Origin of the sequence: Leptolyngbya boryana PCC 6306 (assembly GCF_000353285.1) — a bacterium.
Lineage (GTDB): Bacteria > Cyanobacteriota > Cyanobacteriia > Leptolyngbyales > Leptolyngbyaceae > Leptolyngbya > Leptolyngbya boryana.
The window spans coordinates 5,270,824-5,288,615 of sequence record NZ_KB731324.1 but is presented as its reverse complement, the minus strand read 5'-3'; the positions used below and the strand labels follow the sequence as shown (position 1 = coordinate 5,288,615).

At 47.7% G+C, this 17,792-nt stretch carries 12 protein-coding genes; 7 read left to right on the top strand and 5 right to left on the bottom strand.

The window, feature by feature from the left end; translation table 11 throughout:
* The first annotated feature begins 47 nt into the window (after nt 1-47).
* A complete protein-coding gene (locus LEPBO_RS0126440) occupies nt 48-593 on the top strand; it encodes a hypothetical protein (protein WP_144056280.1) in 546 nt (181 codons plus the stop codon).
* 1 nt (nt 594) lies between these two features.
* Here LEPBO_RS0126440 and LEPBO_RS0126435 read toward each other — a convergent pair whose 3' ends face one another.
* Nucleotides 595-2,001, bottom strand: a complete 1,407-nt coding sequence (locus LEPBO_RS0126435) for an aromatic ring-hydroxylating dioxygenase subunit alpha (RefSeq protein ID WP_017290605.1) — start codon at nt 1,999-2,001, stop codon at nt 595-597.
* 161 nt (nt 2,002-2,162) lie between these two features.
* Here LEPBO_RS0126435 and LEPBO_RS0126430 point away from each other — a divergent pair, with 161 nt between their 5' ends.
* Nucleotides 2,163-3,251: a Gfo/Idh/MocA family protein gene (locus LEPBO_RS0126430; RefSeq protein ID WP_026148947.1), complete on the top strand. Its 1,089-nt coding sequence runs from the start codon at nt 2,163-2,165 to the stop codon at nt 3,249-3,251.
* Between the two features lie 30 nt (nt 3,252-3,281).
* Here LEPBO_RS0126430 and LEPBO_RS43030 read toward each other — a convergent pair whose 3' ends face one another.
* The 4 genes from LEPBO_RS43030 to psaK form a co-directional block, all read right to left on the bottom strand.
* Complete coding sequence (locus LEPBO_RS43030; protein WP_017290603.1) at nt 3,282-3,638, bottom strand: HetP family heterocyst commitment protein; 357 nt, start codon at nt 3,636-3,638, stop codon at nt 3,282-3,284.
* Nucleotides 3,639-3,677: 39 nt separating this feature from the next.
* On the bottom strand, nt 3,678-5,210 hold the full coding sequence (locus tag LEPBO_RS0126420; RefSeq protein WP_017290602.1) for an HlyD family efflux transporter periplasmic adaptor subunit: 1,533 nt from the start codon (nt 5,208-5,210) through the stop codon (nt 3,678-3,680).
* 363 nt (nt 5,211-5,573) lie between these two features.
* A complete protein-coding gene (locus LEPBO_RS0126415; protein ID WP_017290601.1) occupies nt 5,574-8,528 on the bottom strand; it encodes a peptidase domain-containing ABC transporter in 2,955 nt (984 codons plus the stop codon).
* Nucleotides 8,529-8,796: 268 nt separating this feature from the next.
* Nucleotides 8,797-9,057, bottom strand: a complete 261-nt coding sequence (gene psaK, locus LEPBO_RS0126410; protein WP_026148946.1) for a photosystem I reaction center subunit PsaK — start codon at nt 9,055-9,057, stop codon at nt 8,797-8,799.
* A 928-nt stretch (nt 9,058-9,985) separates the two neighbouring features.
* Here psaK and LEPBO_RS0126405 point away from each other — a divergent pair.
* From LEPBO_RS0126405 to LEPBO_RS0126385, 5 genes are all read left to right on the top strand, one after another.
* Nucleotides 9,986-11,056, top strand: coding sequence for a response regulator (locus LEPBO_RS0126405; RefSeq protein ID WP_017290599.1), 1,071 nt, complete (start codon nt 9,986-9,988; stop codon nt 11,054-11,056).
* Between the two features lie 32 nt (nt 11,057-11,088).
* On the top strand, nt 11,089-11,466 hold the full coding sequence (locus LEPBO_RS0126400) for a response regulator transcription factor (RefSeq protein WP_017290598.1): 378 nt from the start codon (nt 11,089-11,091) through the stop codon (nt 11,464-11,466).
* 5 nt (nt 11,467-11,471) lie between these two features.
* Nucleotides 11,472-11,981, top strand: coding sequence for a chemotaxis protein CheW (locus tag LEPBO_RS0126395; RefSeq protein ID WP_017290597.1), 510 nt, complete (start codon nt 11,472-11,474; stop codon nt 11,979-11,981).
* A gap of 72 nt (nt 11,982-12,053) precedes the next feature.
* Entirely contained in the window at nt 12,054-14,846 is a 2,793-nt protein-coding gene (locus tag LEPBO_RS0126390) for a methyl-accepting chemotaxis protein (RefSeq protein WP_017290596.1), read from the top strand.
* Nucleotides 14,846-17,737: a hybrid sensor histidine kinase/response regulator gene (locus LEPBO_RS0126385; RefSeq protein ID WP_017290595.1), complete on the top strand. Its 2,892-nt coding sequence runs from the start codon at nt 14,846-14,848 to the stop codon at nt 17,735-17,737. The genes LEPBO_RS0126390 and LEPBO_RS0126385 overlap by 1 nt, the downstream gene beginning before the upstream one ends.
* Nucleotides 17,738-17,792: the final 55 nt, after the last annotated feature.

Here is a 17,792-nt window from a genome sequence, read left to right as displayed (position 1 = left end):
AGAGGGAACTACAATCTACTTACATCACTTTATTTCAGGAAAATATCGTGTCATCCATTCTAACTAAAGACCTGAAATCCAATTTGGAAGAAACTCGCTCTCGTTTACTAAGCGAACGCCAGGCTCTCATTCAGGCAGCACAATCCGAAGCAGAAGCAGAACTCGACAAAACGTTGCAATACATTGAGCAACTGTTGGGTGCAAGTGGTGATAGCGCACCTAGCGCACCAGCAGCTAGTACAGCAAGTCCTAAAGCGACGAAAGCTCCCGCAAAATCCAAGGCAAAAGCAGCAGCCCCCGTTGCGGCTGAGCCGAAGAAAGCAAAAGGACGGAAATCCTCCAAATCCTTCGATGCCTCAGTTCTAAAATCTGAGTTCAAATCCTTGAAGGCCATGCAAGCGATCGTGGAAGTGTTGGGTTCTGCGAAAGAACCATTGTCGATCGATGACTTAATCGATCAAATCTACGATCCGTTCGATCCCGCAGAAATGTCAAAAGCTCGGATGAGTGTTGCAATTACAACCAAACATGCCGAGCGTCGTGGACTATTAAAGAAAGTTCAAGACAATCCTTCTCGCTTCCAAGCAGTCTAAATCAGAGGGCTGACTTACGCTTTTTCTCCGGCAAGTTTCTTGCTGGAGTGCGTTGCCCTTTGTAAAACTTCTGCTCTAAGCGATTCAGTACAAGCCAAATGGAACCAGCAATCAGTGGCACGATCGCAGCCAGTGTCGCGATCGTGATCGACGAGGGGGAAAGTGCGATTGAGAGCAGTTGCAGCAGTGCCCAAGCTAACCCTCCAATGATTGTGGTTCCAATTTTTATGGTCTGAATTCGGGCAAGCGCAGTGCGACAGCTTGAACAATGAATCGTATGAGAATGATAGCGATCGAGCAATTCGTCGATCGATTGCAACGGCGGTAAAGGTTCGCCGGGAAACGGATCAGCTTCAAACGCATTCACCCACTGACGCAAAGTAGATACAAACGTATCAGCACGAGTCGGTAAGTAAAAAGCTTTTGCAAAGTTATCACTTCCGCCTTTCTCAGCGAGGTATCGCTCTTGGTAGTGCAAAAAGATTTGGTCATCTTCTAGCACAGTGTTGTTACCTAAATGCGAGTACCAGCGGGGTGTCAATCGAATGAAAGTACTCGGAAGTTTAGAGGCAAACTTGAACGGGAAGCGAGCAAAGACCCGACATTCTCCTTTTCGGGTCGGGGTAGCATAAACGACGGTGAGCGTTCGACCAAATTGCTTTGAGGTGAGATCATGCCACATCAGAGCAGGTGCGATAAAAGTCGTCTGCTGTGAGCCTAATGTGCCTTTGCGCGGCCCTTCTTGCCAAAATCCCTTAAAGCCTTGTTTACTCGATTCTAAAACTTCGAGTTCAACCGGAGCCGCATTCGATCGATTGCCAACCGATTTGTGATGCGTAAACGGCAGATGGCTCGAATCGAGAACATTTTCGAGCAAGGTCAAAGCATCGTAGGGTAAATCTCGAAATGTGTTCAGACAGACCCATCCGTCCGGCGTTTCTTCCATCGGTTCGATGATGGGAATTTTGACCTGTTCGGGCGGGTTTTGACCAGGATAGACAAAAAGTAAGCCTTGACGCTCAGCCGTGGCGTAGGAGGCGACGCAGGCACGTTTAGACTGATGCGCAAGCGACCCTTCGGGTTGTTGGGGAATGCGATCGCAGGTGCCATCGCCCTGAAATGCCCATCCATGATAGGGACATTCGAGCAGGCCATCTTCTGCGATTCTGCCTTCTGAAAGTGGGGCAAGACGGTGAGGACATTGATCTTCAAAGGCTTGCCAGCTTTCAGCATTTGCATCCCACCAAATCACTAGATCTTGCCCTAGCAGTGTGAATTTAGCGGGCTTGGTTTTGTCCAAGTCTTGAATGTAATAAACGGGATACCATGCTTCTTTCCAGTCGAATCGAGTGGGGTCAGTTCCACCTGCTGGAATTTCTGCGATCGAAGTACGTGCATCAGTCAGCATGAGACAGCCTTTTGGAGATCTTCTTTACATATCTTAATTATATCTCTCTCAATTTCGCTGTGAAAAAATCCACCATTGCCGGGAGTTGCACAACTCTGGGGGCAGGAACAATCGGACTGTTCTGCTTATACAATAAGATTTTTGCAGTGAAAGAGATAGCTATGACGAGTTCTAAGATTGGTGTAGCAGTTGTCGGAACGGGCTTTGGGCAGAAAGTCCATATTCCCGGATTACAGGCACATCCACGCACTGAAGTCGTGGCAGTCTATCATCGTGACTTGCAAAAAGCACAGGCGATCGCTCAAGCTCACAATATTCCTCAGGCAAGTTCGTCGATCGCTGAGATTTTATCGCTGCCAACAGTCGATGCAGTCAGTGTTTCCACTCCACCTTTCCTGCATTATGAGATAGCAAAGTCCGTTTTAGACGCTGGAAAACATTTACTGCTTGAAAAGCCGACTGCTTTAAATGTCAAAGAAGCAAACGATTTATATCAGCGATCGCTCGATCGTCGAGTGGTGACAAGCATGAATTTCGAGTTTCGCTTTGTTCCGGCTTGGCAACATTTTGCAGATTTGCTTGCCTCAAATTATGTCGGACAAAAGCGGTTAATTAAGATTGATTGGCTCGTCTCAAGCCGCGCTGATGCTTCTCGTCCTTGGAATTGGTACGCGCGTAAAGAGCAAGGGGGTGGGGCATTAGGGGCATTAGCGTCTCATACCTTTGATTACATTGCTTGGCTCTTTGGCGATGTCGATCGCTTAACGGCAAGGTTAAGTACTGCAATTCCAAACCGTCCTGATCCAAGTACAGGCGACCTAAAGCCTGTAGATTCGGATGATACGTGCAACATCACATTAGAGCTAACAGACGGTACGCCTTGTCAGATTTGTATTAGTTCGGTCACGACTCAAGGACGCGGGCATTGGATTGAAGTTTATGGCGATCGCGGAACGCTAGTACTCGGTAGCGATAATCAGAAAGATTATGTGCATGGATTTAAGCTGTGGGGCGCACCGCTTGGACAAGAATTAGTGGAATTGGAGATTCCTAAGCAGTTTGCATTTGAACAAGTATTCACAGATGGGCGGATTGCACCGTTTATTCGTGTCGTCGATCAGTGGGTGTTAGGCATCGATCGACAAGAATCTCTACCACCCTCTTTGAAAGAAGGAGTTTACTCGCAATTGTTGATGGATTTAGCACATGAATCGAATGAGACTGGAACTTGGGTAACGGTTCCAAAGTGAGCATAACCTCTGGAACCGTCGCTGCGCGTTCTACCAAATCGAGTAAACGGGCTGAGCTTTGAGTTGCTCACATGGTGGTGAGTTTACAAACCAAATTGGCAGCTTCCCGCCATGTAGAACTTCTTCGGGCTGCTCGACCGTTTCTGAATAAGCCAAGTCCTTGATTTGAGTTAATCGGCTCGGAGTTTGTACGCGATTTTCTTTGAGCAATCGACTGTAGGTACGGTGTGGAATAAAGTGAACAGGATTGTAGCCCGCAAACCGTAGAATCAGCACACAAGCCCAAGAATACCGACCTTCCGTAATCGCATCGACGACTTGCTTAAACTGTTCAGGACTCATGACTTTATTGCGCGACTGAGCTACGCTTCCCCGCTGAAACGTCATAGTAATATCTCTCCTCAGAAATTCTTAAAAATCCGGGCACTACAAACTAATTCCGCCTTTTTGTAATTGGCGAATCGGATCAAGCAGCATTTCCGCGATCGTGCGCCTACGCACGATAATTTCTGCCGACGCAGTCTGACCTGCTTTGAGCGGGGTTGATTGAATCATGTGTCGATCGAGCTGAATTTCGACCCGATACACAGCCCCCAATCGCTCATCTTGCTTAATATCAGGCGACAGTTTCACAACCTTACCCCCAACAATTCCATAGTCTTGATAAGGATAAGCATCAAACTTCACTTGTACTTTGTCTCCCGGTTTGACAAACCCTGCTTCTCGCGTCGGTAAAGCTGCGACTAAAACTAAAGGCGCAGTCTGAGGTGCAATCTCACTGACCGTTTGCCCTGCTTGCACCACTTCACCAGGCTTACTAACATTCAAGGCGGAAACAATTCCGTCAACGGGAGCTTGCAATTTAAGTTGCTTCATCTCAGCATTCGCTTGCTGAATCAGCTTCTCAGTTTGCTGTTTCTTCGCCATTAACTGCGTTCGCTGCACAAACAAATTTTGAATCGTTTGCTGAGCTTGAATCTGGGCTGTTTGTCCTTCTGCGTATTTCTGAGTCAGCTGCGCCCGTAAGCGTCGAGACTCTGCCACAACTTGCTGCAAATCCGATCGCATTTTCTGCGACTCCGCCAAAGCCTGCTGAATGTCTCCGGTTTGCTGAGTAATGCTGCGTTGGCGATCGCCGAAATGTTGCTCTGCTTGATAGAGGTGCTCCCGCGCCAGTGCCCCTTGATCAACAAGGAATTTCAGCCGTTCGAGTCGTTCTTTTTGACTGTCAGCATCGGCTTGAAGTTGGGCCAGTAAAGCTTGACTGGTCGTTGCTCGTTCTTCAGTTTGCAAAATCGTGGTGTCTTGCCCTTGCAATTTTGCTTGAGCTTGAGCGATCGTGGCTTCTTGAGCACGAATCTCAGCCGTCGCAATGGTCGATCGCGTTTGTGCTTCTAATCGAGTTTTATCAATTAAGGCATCAATTTGCAGCAGCTCTTTTTCATAGTTGCGCTCTTCTTGCTGTAAGGCTCCCACTCGATTGAGTGCAATCTCATGATCGAGTTCAGCGATCGTTTGTCCAGCTTTCACCGTCTGACCTTCTTGCACATACACTTGAGCAATTTTGCCAGAAACGACAGGGTGAACTTTGTAAGCTTCCCCTTGAGGCACTAAACGCCCTTGCGCGCGTCCAATTTCTTCCATCTGGCTCGTTGTTGCCCAACCGACACATGCCGCACAAAAGATGACACCACCCGCGACTAAGCGACTGGGAAAAGTTGCAGGAGGACGATCGAGAACATTTTGCAGCGCAGTAGACCATCTCTCCGGCGGAGTGGGGTCGGAAGAGTCCGCCGAACTTGCGGGAGGGTCGGGAAATGCAGAAGGCATGACTGGAGTGGATGCGAGCGTACCCCCATAGAGGTAGGCAAACTCTGACAGTTCATCGGTCTCCAAGTTAGAAGACAGAGTAGGCGGCGGTGCATCTTCAAGAGAGAGTGAATCAATCCGTATCGACATAATAATGACCTAACACTAGAAATTGCATGAAACATTTCCAGTCGTCAGATGAAGTGCAGTGCAATGAGGGCTTTAATTGTTTTCGGCTGCGGAAGATCCAAATCTAGATCTACAAGCAAGCCATTCAGTAAAAAGGTTGTTTCTACCGGGATGATTTGAAGCGATTTTAACCATCAATGCGATGTCTGAAGACTGAACTAAGTGGCGTGGTAGTGCAATCCCTGTGTAGCTAGAGATATCGTCAGTATTGCTAGAAGACTTGATGAGCATTTTGTTATATCTAATACCTATCATAATCGTTCTACGCGGTATGACAACCCCTAGCACGGGTGATCTTAGTACCTGTAATATTTGCGACAGCAGTTATAGATCCAGTTGTTGTTGAGCAAGCTGAGTGTAGAGTCCTCCTTGTTTGATTAACTGTTCATGAGTTCCTTGCTCTGCGATGATGCCTTTATCGAGCACTAAGATACAATCTGCGTTGCGAACAGTAGAGAGTCGGTGAGCAATGATGAACGTTGTGCGATCGCGGCTAATTTGCTGCAAGTTTTTCTGAAATCGTCGCTCGGATTCCGTATCGAGTGAGCTTGTGGCTTCATCCAAAATCAAAATTCGAGGCAGATTGAGCAGGGCACGCGCGATCGCGATTCGTTGCCGTTGTCCACCCGATAGCATGGTGCCTCGCTCTCCCACTTTTGTCTGATAACCCAGAGGTAAGCTCTGAATGAAAGCATGGGCTTCTGCGAGTTTTGCAGCTTTTAACACATCTTCTAGGCGATATTGAGGGCGATAGAGCGTAATGTTATCCAGGATCGTTCCCGAAAAGAGAAAGCACTCTTGTGGAACAATTCCAAGCTGCGATCGCAGAGATTGCGGCGAAACATGATGCAGATCGGTGTTGTCGATGAGAATTCTGCCAGAGGTAGGTTGATATAACCCTTGAAGCAAGTTCGCCAAGGTTGTTTTTCCAGACCCGCTGCGACCGACTAAAGCGATCGTATCCCCTGCACGAGCCGTAAATGAAATGTTTTGCAGAATATTGCGACTATCATCCGCATGATAGCGAAAAGTAACATTCTCAAATGTCACTTCCCCGCGAATACGTGGAAGCACGAGCAGAGGTTGATCCGGACTTTCTTCGGGCTGGGCACTGAAGATATCGTCTAATCGCTCGATCGAAACTAAAACCTCTTGGAACTCATCCCAAAGACCGACTAACGACAAAATGGGAGTAATCACACTACCAATCATCATGTTGAATGCAACCAATTGCCCAATGGTCAATTGATCTGCAATCACCAGCCTTGCCCCATACCAAAGTAGTAACGTACTACCAAATAAATTGATTAATGTACTTGCACCCTGCAAGGCATTCGCCAGCTTCTGCCCCCGAAACTGAGCATTAAACATACTCGTCAGTTCATCCTCCCACTGCCAGCGCAATTCTCGTTCTGACGCGGTTGCTTTCACCGTTGAGATGCCTGTGAGCATTTCCACAAGCGACGAGTTTTGCTTGGCAGATTCATGAAAGATCTGTCGGGACATTTGCCGGAGAAAGGGACTCGCAATCACGGTCATAATGATGATCGGTGGAATCAGCCCAAGGACTAATAGGGTCAACTGCCAGTTATAATGCAGCATCAATCCGACATACACGATCGCCATGACTGCATCCAGCCATGCTGTGATTGCCTGCCGGGTGAGAAAGAGCTGAATTTTATGATTTTCTTGCACGCGCGTCACAATATCACCGACATGCCGAGTCGCAAAGAATTGCAGCGGTAAATTCAACGCATGAGCAATAAAGCCACTAATCAAGGTGAGATCGACTTGATTCGAGAAAAAATCCAGTAAATACTGGCGGGTGCAAGTTAACCCAATTTTCCAACTGCCAAACAGCAACAATCCAAAGATGAAAATTTGCAGTGTGGGTAGGCTTTTGTGAACAACGACTTGATCCAGAATGATCTGAGTAAAGAGAGGTGTGACGACACCAAAGATTTGCAGCAAGACCGACGCGAGCAGAATCGACCAGACAATTGATCGATAAGGCGTAAAAGCTCCCAAAAATCTTCCCAATGAAGGTTTTGATTTTGGTAACGCTTTCAACAGTTGAGTCGGACTTAAGAGCAGGGCATAGCCCGTCCAACTGGCTTGAAATTCTTCATAACTTATCGATCGCCGACCGAGTGCTGGATCAGCGACTAGAACTCGATTCCGCTTCATGCGGTAAACGACAATATAATGTTCACCCTGCCAGTGAGCAATCCAAGGCAATGACTGTTCGGTCATGCGATTAAAGCTTGATCGCACAGGTCGCGCCTGAAATCCTAAACTTTCTGCCGCGAGTGCGAGTCCCTTGAGCGAAGCTCCAGATCGTCCCACGCCTGCTAAGTTGCGCAACATATTGATGCTCAATCGTTTGCCCCAGTACTGAGCAATCATCGCTAAACAAGCAGCCCCACAGTCCGAACTGCTTTGCTGAGGAATAAACGGAGCGCGACCAATTCTAATGCGCGATCGCCGAGGTTTCGCAAACTCGATCGCAGCAGGCTTTGTAGGAGCCGGAATTGGTCGAACAGGCTGAGCTTCAACAGGTTGAACTCGCGCCAAAGGCTGAACGATCGGTTTGACCTCGGGTGATGCTTCACTCTGAAAAACAGTATCCCAATGGTTTGCACTCATTTGATAGAGCTGAAGTTCAGTTGCAGCCACCCAATCTGACGGGACGGGTTGAGGATAGCCCCACCCTTGCCCAATCGTTGGAGGCTGAGTGCCTTGAACTTGCCCCTGTCGTAACCAAAACCGACCAGATTGATCCGCAACACTTGATCCAGCAGCAATGCGGATCTCACACAAATGCGGGAGGAGCTTTTTCAGAACATGGCTAGAATGCGATCGCAGATCCGTCTCACTCTTCAAAAACAACAAGCGTTGTCGATCGTGAGCCATCTTCTGAAGGTCAGACTCTAGCTCAGACGGAATACTGTCGATCTCAGCAACAAATCCAGCACTTGCCGCGATCGCTTGATAAGACAGAACCGGATCACAGAATTGTCCATCTGATCCCCAACTGTCTCCCACATCTAACACTGCCGCAGGTACACCCGACCGAATCAAACGGACTCGTCCTTGGCAAAGAATCATGACATGAGAGACGTTCAGCACATCACCGAGTTGAAAGGCTCGAAAATTAAACGATCGCGAGAAAGCAGGATCGACCGAAAATCGGGTCATAAGAATCTCGGACAGTAGCTCATAAGCACTATCCAAGTTGACTGGAGGCGCGTCGCGTCCAATCTCTGAATTTTTCTTCATAAGGGGGGCTAGGAGAATCGGATGGATTGTTGAGAGCGATCCAGCGTTCTAGCAAAAGAGACGATAAATTTTAGCTACTGTGAAGTTCGAGCTTTCCTATTCCTTTCTGCAGTCTGGTTTTCGAGAATCCATACAAACGTAAATAAACTTTATATAGAAGGCAGGGAGCCGCCAGTGAAGTACAAAAGTCTCGCTTTCCACACCAAAAAAGCTAGAGAATTTCTTCCCTAGCCAAATATCTTTGAGTAACAAATCAGGCACTTGGAGATTACAAAACGCCAATGTTGGACAATCCTAAGATCGCACCTGCGCCTAGCACATGACCAAAGCAGGTCGCACCAATTACCGCAGGTAGTCCAAAGCCACCAAACATATTGGATGAAGGCATTTCAGGGGGCGCACTCGGATTCTTCATCGTGTATTTCGCAAACGCGATCGCCAAAATATTGCAAATAATCATCACAGCCCCAACGCTCGGACTCCAATCCACAGCTCTCGGCGCAACTGCTAGCAAGGTAGAGATTAACAATTGAGTTTCTCCTTTCGTGATCCAAAACTTGTATCTAGAGGTTTTCTACCAAAAAGCCTCACGAAACAAGTCAAATCGCAGCAATAGTTCATGATTCTATGCAGTTTGCAACAAAATCTAACGGTATGCTGAGTATAAAAAATTACTAAGCATCGGATTCCTTGTACTTCTTTGCGCGAGCCATTTAGCCCATCGAAATTTAGTAATTAATTACACATATCATCTCGAAAAAGTGGGTTTTTCCCTGGCAAGACTGACGAATTCAATCTGGCTGAGCATGTATTTTAATTCACATACAAATCAGCAAATTTGGAAATTGAATTTTTATGCGAATTTGCCAAAGCCTTTCAGCGCAGGTTTTTTCCGATATATGTCTAAATAAGAAAATCCAAGATAGGTAGTATTACAAACTACAACTGAGTCAAAATGTTCGCAATTCTGACTTGTTATTTGGGAAAGTAGCGAGTAATCTAATGATGATCTTAAATACTGAGGTCATTAAACGTTGATTCCCTGAAATTGTCATTCTCTCAATGCAATTTAACGCGAAGCTCAGGAGGTTCGATCTCAAAATTTATACTTGAATTAGCGAATAATGCTCATCGCAACTTCGACAAATTCAACATCAGTATTTGCTGAGGACATATTTGAAATTCATCTATAGGTGCGGCGGGCTGTCTAGTTCTTAGATAGTTCCGAATTTTTCGTATTTAGGACTGAACTTCAAATATGAGGAAATGCTTCTACAAGTATCAAGTTTCTATTAAGATGTCGCGACTGTTCTCAGTACTGATATCTTCCTATAAGACTGATAGCGTCTGGGTTTTCCGCCGATTGATTGATATTTTACGGATGATCTTTTTCTTCTGACTCTGTCTCAAGGAATACTTCATCTCCTGAAAACTTTGCTTAATGTTTATGGTTAGTTATGGTTAGTCACAGACCGTTTCAACGCCTACAACCGCTCTCGTTGTTGGCACAATTGATCAGCCGTCGCGTCGATGGTTGCTTACAAATTGTCAGTGGTTCCGTCTCTTGGTTACTCTACCTAGATGAGGGAACGCTCGCCTTTGCAACCAATTCGATCCAGCCCTTTGAGCGGCTGGATCGTGTTCTCGATCAACTCAGCGATCGGGTACCCTCGCTGATCCAATTTGATCGCGGACAGCTCCGGCAATTTGAAACGGTGGCTGGAACTTATCCGGCAATCAGCGCAGACTATCAAGCAATCGAATGGCTGCTTGGACAGAGATTAATCGATCGATCTCAGGCCGCAGCGCTGATTGAACTGCTTGCCATCGATGTCATCAAACCTTTTCTCAGTGTGACAGAAGGAATTTATGAAGTCATTGCTAAACCCAACTTTCTACATTACCCGAATCTCTGTCAGCTAGATTTACGCCCGATCGTCGAACGCTGTCATTCCGAATTGAAATCTCACTCACCTGCGATTCCAAAAGCGACTAGCCCAGATGCATCGATCCCACTCCCTAGCCCAGTCTCAAGTGCTCCCAGCGCACGACCGCTCTCATTTACAACCTCTCAACCCGCAATCTCTCAACCGACTCAGACTCCGGTTACAGCAGTACCCACTGGCTCAGCACCGACTAGCTCAGTCGCGGCAACCGCTCAAGTTCAGTACAAAATTGCCTGCATTGATGACAGCCCAACGGTATTACAAGCAATTAGTACTTTCTTAAATGATTCCAGCGTCTCGGTAATTATGATCAACGACCCGGTCAAAGCATTAATGCAAATCGTTCGGAGCAAACCGGACATCATCTTGCTGGATGTCGGAATGCCCAATCTCGATGGATATGAACTTTGTTCTTTATTACGTCGCCACCCAAGCTTTAAGCTCACCCCGATCATCATGGTCACGGGTCATACCGGATTCATCGATCGCGCTAAAGCTAAAATCGCGGGTGCATCTGGCTATCTCACCAAACCCTTTACCCAATCCGAATTAGTCAAAACTGTTTTTCGATACCTTGAGTGAACGAAACGCTACTTTACCTGGTGTGAACCGTTATGAGCTTAACATTGATGCGAACTGTTCTAGTTGTTGAAGATACCCCCTCGGAGATGGAACTTTTGAGCCACTACTTACGAGAAGGTGGCTACAGTGTGGTCGGAGCAGTCACCGCAAAAGACGCACTCACCAAAGCGATCGAGCTTAAACCCAATGTGATCGTCACCGATGTCGTGATGCCGGGAATGAGCGGATTCGAGCTATGTCGGAGTTTGAAAAAAAATCCAGAAACGCAGAAAGTCCCGATTATTATCTGCACCTCAAAAGGGCAGGATATTGATCGCTTATGGGGAATGCGTCAGGGTGCAGATGTCTACATCACGAAACCTTTTACTCGTGAAGAGTTAATCCGGGCTGTTCAATCTGTCGGAGGATAAACCGCGTGGATGACTCAGTGTTGACATTAGCAACAACGCAAAAAAATGCGATCGCTCCGAAAAATTTGGGCGAAAGCTATCTCAAATTTGAAGTGGGGCAAGGAACCCAGGTCGGCTTACCCATGCGGCATGTTCAAGAAGTACTCGTGCTTCAGCCGCGCTATTTGACGCCGATCCCTAACTTGATGCCCGGAATTTTGGGACTGATGCACCGTCGCAGTCGCGCGTTGTGGGTATTCGATCTCGCAATGCTCCTTGATATCGGCAGACTCGATTACAGTCCCCAACAATATGATCTCGTGATTCTTCGGACTGGCTCGACTGCCGTAGCAGCAGCAGTCAACCGAGTCGATGGAATTGCTTGGGCAAAGCCTGACGACTTACAGCCCGTCCCCAGTCACGTGACCAAAGGCTTGATCCCCTACTCCAAAGCTTGCATCTTACAGTCTCAAGATGTGATTTTTCTCTTAGACGGAGAAGCAATTCTGCAAGCTCCACTTTTGCAAAGTCATTAACATACTCTCTTCATCAGGCGATCGCATCATGTTCTCATCTACCGCTACTACCCGTTTGAAACTTCTAAATCTATGGTTGACCAATTAAATGCCGCCCAACGGGATCAGCTTGCTCAGTCCAACACTCTAAAGCCAAGCTCGATCGATATGCCTCCAACCCCTGTGAAACGCAGATCGCTCTCCATCCCAGGACTTGCCCGATTTAGACGATTGAGCCTGAAAAACAAAGCGACCTTGATCGCGATCACCATCGGAACTCTCCCCGTTCTCGTCATTGGCACGATCGCGTATTCGTTTGCGAATCAATCAATTACGCGCCAGATTGTGGATACGGAAGAGACCCTGGCAACTACGCTCAGCCAACGGATTGCTAGCTATATGTCGGAACGAACTGCCGACTTACAGATTCTAGCAAGCTTGCCGATGTTAACGACGCCAGGGCTCCAAGACGGAACTTCTACCGAGGAGAAACGCATCCTGTTTGAGCGAGCTATTGAGAATGGAAACTACGAAAGTATCACGCTGTTCGATAACGATGGCAATGCGCTAATTCAGACCGATCGCGAACCGATCCCACGGCAAGACGACCAAGATTACTTCCGAGCCGCACTTCAGTCGAGTCGGGTTTCGATTAGTCGTCCGATGCGCCTGAGTCCGAATACTGCCTATACGATTTACATTACTGCTCCAGTTCAAGAAAGCGGCAGTGGAAAGCGCATTGGAATTTTGCGGGCAGTTGTGCCGATTAAAAGTTTGGCATCAGAACTGCAAAACTACAACAAAGTCGGCGCAACCTTCAGTGTTCTTGATGCGAGCAATCAAATCTTCTTGTCTTCTCAAGATGCCAAGATCGGACAAGCTGCTTCATCAATTTATTCCTCTTTTTCGCAACTGCAATCTCGTCGAGAGATCAACTCCAGTGTTGTTACCCAGAAACTCAACAATGAATCTAAACCTGTCTTAGCCAGCTTCATACCCTGGACAGGACGAGATCGACTCCCTGATCTAGGGTGGGATGTGGTGTTGAGTATCCCCACCGAAATCGCTTTTGCGCCACAGCGACAGTTACTGCTCACCTTTTTATTGGGAACTGCTGTAGCGGTTTTCCTGACTGGATTGCTCGCCGCTTGGTTAGCAAGTCGAGCAACTCGTCCAATTGTGGCAGCAACTAATGCAGTTCTAGAACTGGGGAATGGAAGATTAAACACTCGTCTCGCGGTTAAAGGAGTTGATGAAATCAGCATCTTAGGTCGCAACATCAACTTGATGGCGGGACAGTTACAAAGTTTGGTTAGCCAACAGACAGAGAATGCTGAACGATCGCAGTTATTGAACCAGATCACCGTCAAAATTCGTCGCTCTCTATCTGTAGATGATATTCTTGCCACCAGTGTAGAAGAGATCCGAGCCGCTTTTAAAACCGACCGAGTCGTGGTTTATCGATTTGCCCCGGACTACCTGAGCGGAACTATCACCGCAGAATCAGTTGGCTCAAATTGGATCAAAGCATTGGGCAAAGTCGTCAGCGATCCGATGGAAGCGTCTTTAGTCGATCGCTATCGAGAAGGGCGCGTTTGGTCGATGGAAGATCTGAAGCAAGCAAAGCTGAGTCATTGTCACTGTGAGATTTTAGAACGATTGGAAGTCCAAGCGAATATGGTTGCTCCGATCGTGCAAAACCAAGAGTTGATTGGATTATTATGTGCGCATCAGTGTTCGGCTCCGCGATCGTGGAAACCCGAAGAAATTGACTTTTTCGGGCAGTTAGCCGTTCAGATTGGCTACGCACTCGATCAAGCAAGCTTGCTAGAACAGACAGAAGACGCGAGAAAATCAGCAGAGCAACTGTCTGAAGAACGGCAACAGCAGAAAGAAGCCTTGCAGATGCAGTTGATCAATCTGCTAGCAGATGTAGAAGGAGCTGTTGAAGGAGATTTGACGGTTCGAGCCGATGTTACGGCTGGAGAAATTGGCACGGTCGCCGACTTCTTTAATTCGATCGTGGAAAGTTTGCGGCAGATTGTTACCCAGGTAAAAGATGCTGCGAGTCAAGTGAATGCCTCGCTGAGTTCGGATGAACAAGCGGTACGGCAGCTTTCAGATGAAGCAACTCGCCAAGCCGATGAAACCAGCCGCACGCTCGATTCGGTTCAGAATATGCTGCGATCGATTCAAACCGTCTCGAACAGTGCCCAACAAGCCGCATCGGTTGCCCGTGAAGCCTCTTCGACCGCAGAAGCAGGCGGGATCGCGATGGAGCTAACGGTACAGAACATTCTGGGTCTGCGAGATACGATCGGAGAAACGGCGAAGAAAGTTAAACGCCTGGGTGAATCGACGCAGCAGATTTCTAAAGTCGTTTCGTTGATTAACCAGATTGCGATGCAGACGAACTTACTCGCGATTAATGCTGGAATCGAAGCAGCACGGGCAGATGAAGGATCGCAAGGTTTCGCTGTCGTTGCAGAAGAAGTGGGAGATTTGGCAACGCGATCGGCGACAGCAACGCGCGAAATTGAGCAAATTGTCGCAACGATTCAGCGCGAAACGACTGAAGTGGTCGAAGCGATGGAGCAAGGCACAACTCAGGTCGTGGAAGGAACTCGATTAGTCGATAACGCGAAGCAGAGTTTGGAGCAGATTCTAGAGGTATCGCGCCGCATCGATGATTTGGTGCAGTCCATTTCAGAGGCGACGGTGACGCAGGTGCAAACCTCAGATGCAGTCTCGCACTTGATGCAAGAGATCGTAGCCGCAGCAGGACGCACATCGGCATCTTCAATGGAAGTCTCTCGATCGTTGAGACAAACCGTAGAAGTCGCGCAGGAGCTACAAGAATCAGTGGGCACATTTAAGGTGGGCTAATGGCACAAGATAAAGAACTGGAAATTCGCCGTCAGTTTCTCGATGAAGCGCAAGAGTACTTAGATGTTCTTGATGCGACGATTTTAGATTTAGCAAATCATCCGATCGATGTGGCAAAAGCGAATGCCGCCTTGCGGGCAGCGCATTCGATTAAAGGCGGAGCAGGCATGATGGGATTTCAAGTTCTCAGTGAGCTTGCCCATCGGCTCGAAGATTCTTGGAAAGTCCTGAAAATTGACAAGTCGATTGTGGTTAGTCCGCGATTGGAGAATTTACTGCTTGCCTCAGTGGGCTGTCTGCGACAAGTTGTAGAGTTCGATCGCGAATCGATGCAGCGTCATCAGGATTCTTTTGTCGATGCGAATTGGCTCTCGGTTGAAGCGTATCCCGTCTTTGACGCATTACATGCTGAACTCGGCGATCCCCAGGAAGAAAATGCAGCCTCGATTCTCTCACCCGAAGAAGGGCAAGACATCGTTCCACTGTTGTTTGAGACAGAAGTAGAAGGATGTTTAGAGCGATTAGAAACGGTGCTCAACACTCCAGATCAGCCTTGCTTGCGAGAAGAGGTAGCAATTCTGGCGCAAGAGTTGGGTGGGTTAGGCGAAATGCTGCAACTTTCGCAATTTGTGCAACTGTGCCAATCGATTGCTTACGCGATCGAACAGGATTCACAGAATACTAGCGCCATTGCTGAATCAGCTTTAACAGCGTGGCGCACCGCGCAAAAGCTAGCCATTGCTGGACAGTACGATCAAATTCCCACTGCGATCGCAGAATCGACTCTGCCTCCAGACTTGGCTGATTTTGCAGATGTGCCTTCTGTCCTCGAACCCAATGTCGGCGAAACCGATTGGTTTACCGAAGCATTAGCAGCAGAAGCGTTAGCCGTCGATGATTTTCAGCCGATTCCGATGCCAACTCGCATTCCAGTCGGCGAACCAAAAGGCACAGATTTCAAAATTCTAGATCCCGAACCTGATATCAGTACGGCAACTGAAGCTCAAGATACGACTGTGCGCGTTCCCGTTCGTCAACTCAATCAGTTAAATGATTCGTTTGGTGAATTAACTATCGATCGCAACGGGTTAGATCTCTATCTAAAACGCTTACGAGGTCTAGCTCGGACTTTACACGACCGGGTACAAGTCCTTGATCAAGTCAATGCTAAGTTAAGAACTGCTTACGATCGCGTCACCTTAGATGGCAGTCGATCGCTCCAGGACAATCGCCGATCGGGCTTTGACGCGCTAGAACTCGATCGCTATGGCGATTTGCATTTGTTGTCTCAGCAAGTGATGGAAACGATCGTGCAACTGCAAGAGGTGAGCGAAGACATTGATCTGAGTTTGGATGATGCGGATCAATCGGCGCGGAACTTAACCAAAACTGCGAAGCAACTGCAAAGTGGCTTAACTCAGTTGCGGATGCGCCCGATTTCCGATGTGATCAATCGCTTCCCTCGCGCGATCCGAGAATGGTCATTGCAATATGGGAAAGAGGTGCAGCTTTCGGTAGTTGGGGGTAGCACCCTCATCGATCGCAATCTTCTCGAAGCATTGAATGATCCGTTAATGCATCTGATTCGGAATGCCTTTGATCATGGGATTGAAGAGCCAACATTGCGCGCACTCCGAGGAAAACCACCGCAAGGCACGATCGAGATTCAAGCGGCTAATCAAGGCAACCGCACCATCATTACCGTCAGAGACGATGGCGAAGGAATTCCGATCGACAAAATTCGCGATCGCGCTGAACAAATGGGACTCGATCCCGTCTTACTCGATGCGGCTCGCGATGAAGAACTGTTATCGCTGATTTTTGAGCCAGGATTTAGTACGAGTACTCAAGTCACTGCCCTTTCGGGTCGTGGAGTTGGGATGGATGTGGTGCGAAACAATCTCAAGCAAATTCGCGGTGAAATTAGCGTTAACACTCAAGCCGGACAAGGAACAACGTTTACGTTATCGATCCCGTTTGCTCTTTCGACGATCAAAGTATTACTGATTGAATGTCATGGCATGTTGCTTGCTTTGCCAACCGATGTTGTTTCAGAACTCTTTTTACTCCAGCCTAATCAAATTATTGAAACCGCGGGAAGTGAGGTTCTCAACTGGCAAGACAAAGTGGTGCAATTGGTGCGATTGCAGAAATGGATGCGATTTAACTGTCCGCAAATCCCGCATGGATTTGAAACGCCACCCACGATCGCGATGACGAGTGTTGTGATCATTGATCAAGCACCGCAATGGTTCGGGATTCAAATCGATCGCTGTTGGGGTGAACAAGAAGCAACGATGCGAAAAGTAGAAGGAAACTTAGCTCTGCCCACTGGTTTTAGTGGCTGTACGATTTTGGGTGATGGGCGAGTTGTGCCATTGGTGAATGTGACGGAGCTATTGCGCTGGATTACAAGCTGTGAGCGCTCAGATATTCAACCGGATCAAGCCTTTAGCAAGCAACTGCGCGCAAGTTTAGTGGCATCCCAACCGAGTATGGCGCGATCGACAACGCCAACAATTTTGGTCGTTGATGATTCGATCAATGTGCGTCGGTTCTTAGCCTTGACTTTAGAACGATCGGGCTATCGAGTTGAACAAGCCAAAGATGGTCAAGATGCGATCGAGCGTCTAGAGGCAGGACTGTCTGTGCAAGCGGTGATTTGCGACATTGAAATGCCCCGATTAGACGGATATGGCTTTTTGGCAAAACTGCGATCGGACGAGCAGTTGGCACAGATTCCTGTGATGATGTTGACTTCCCGGAGTGGAGAGAAGCATCGAAAAGTCGCGGAGAATTTGGGAGCAGCAGCCTATTTTTCCAAGCCTTATAACGAACAGGTGCTCTTGCGAACTTTAGAAGGCATGGTGAAATCGACTGCTCTGGTTTAAGGCGATGCAGCGGAGTTTTGGTGTCTGCGAATTGAGTTGAGAGCTAGTCGTTCAC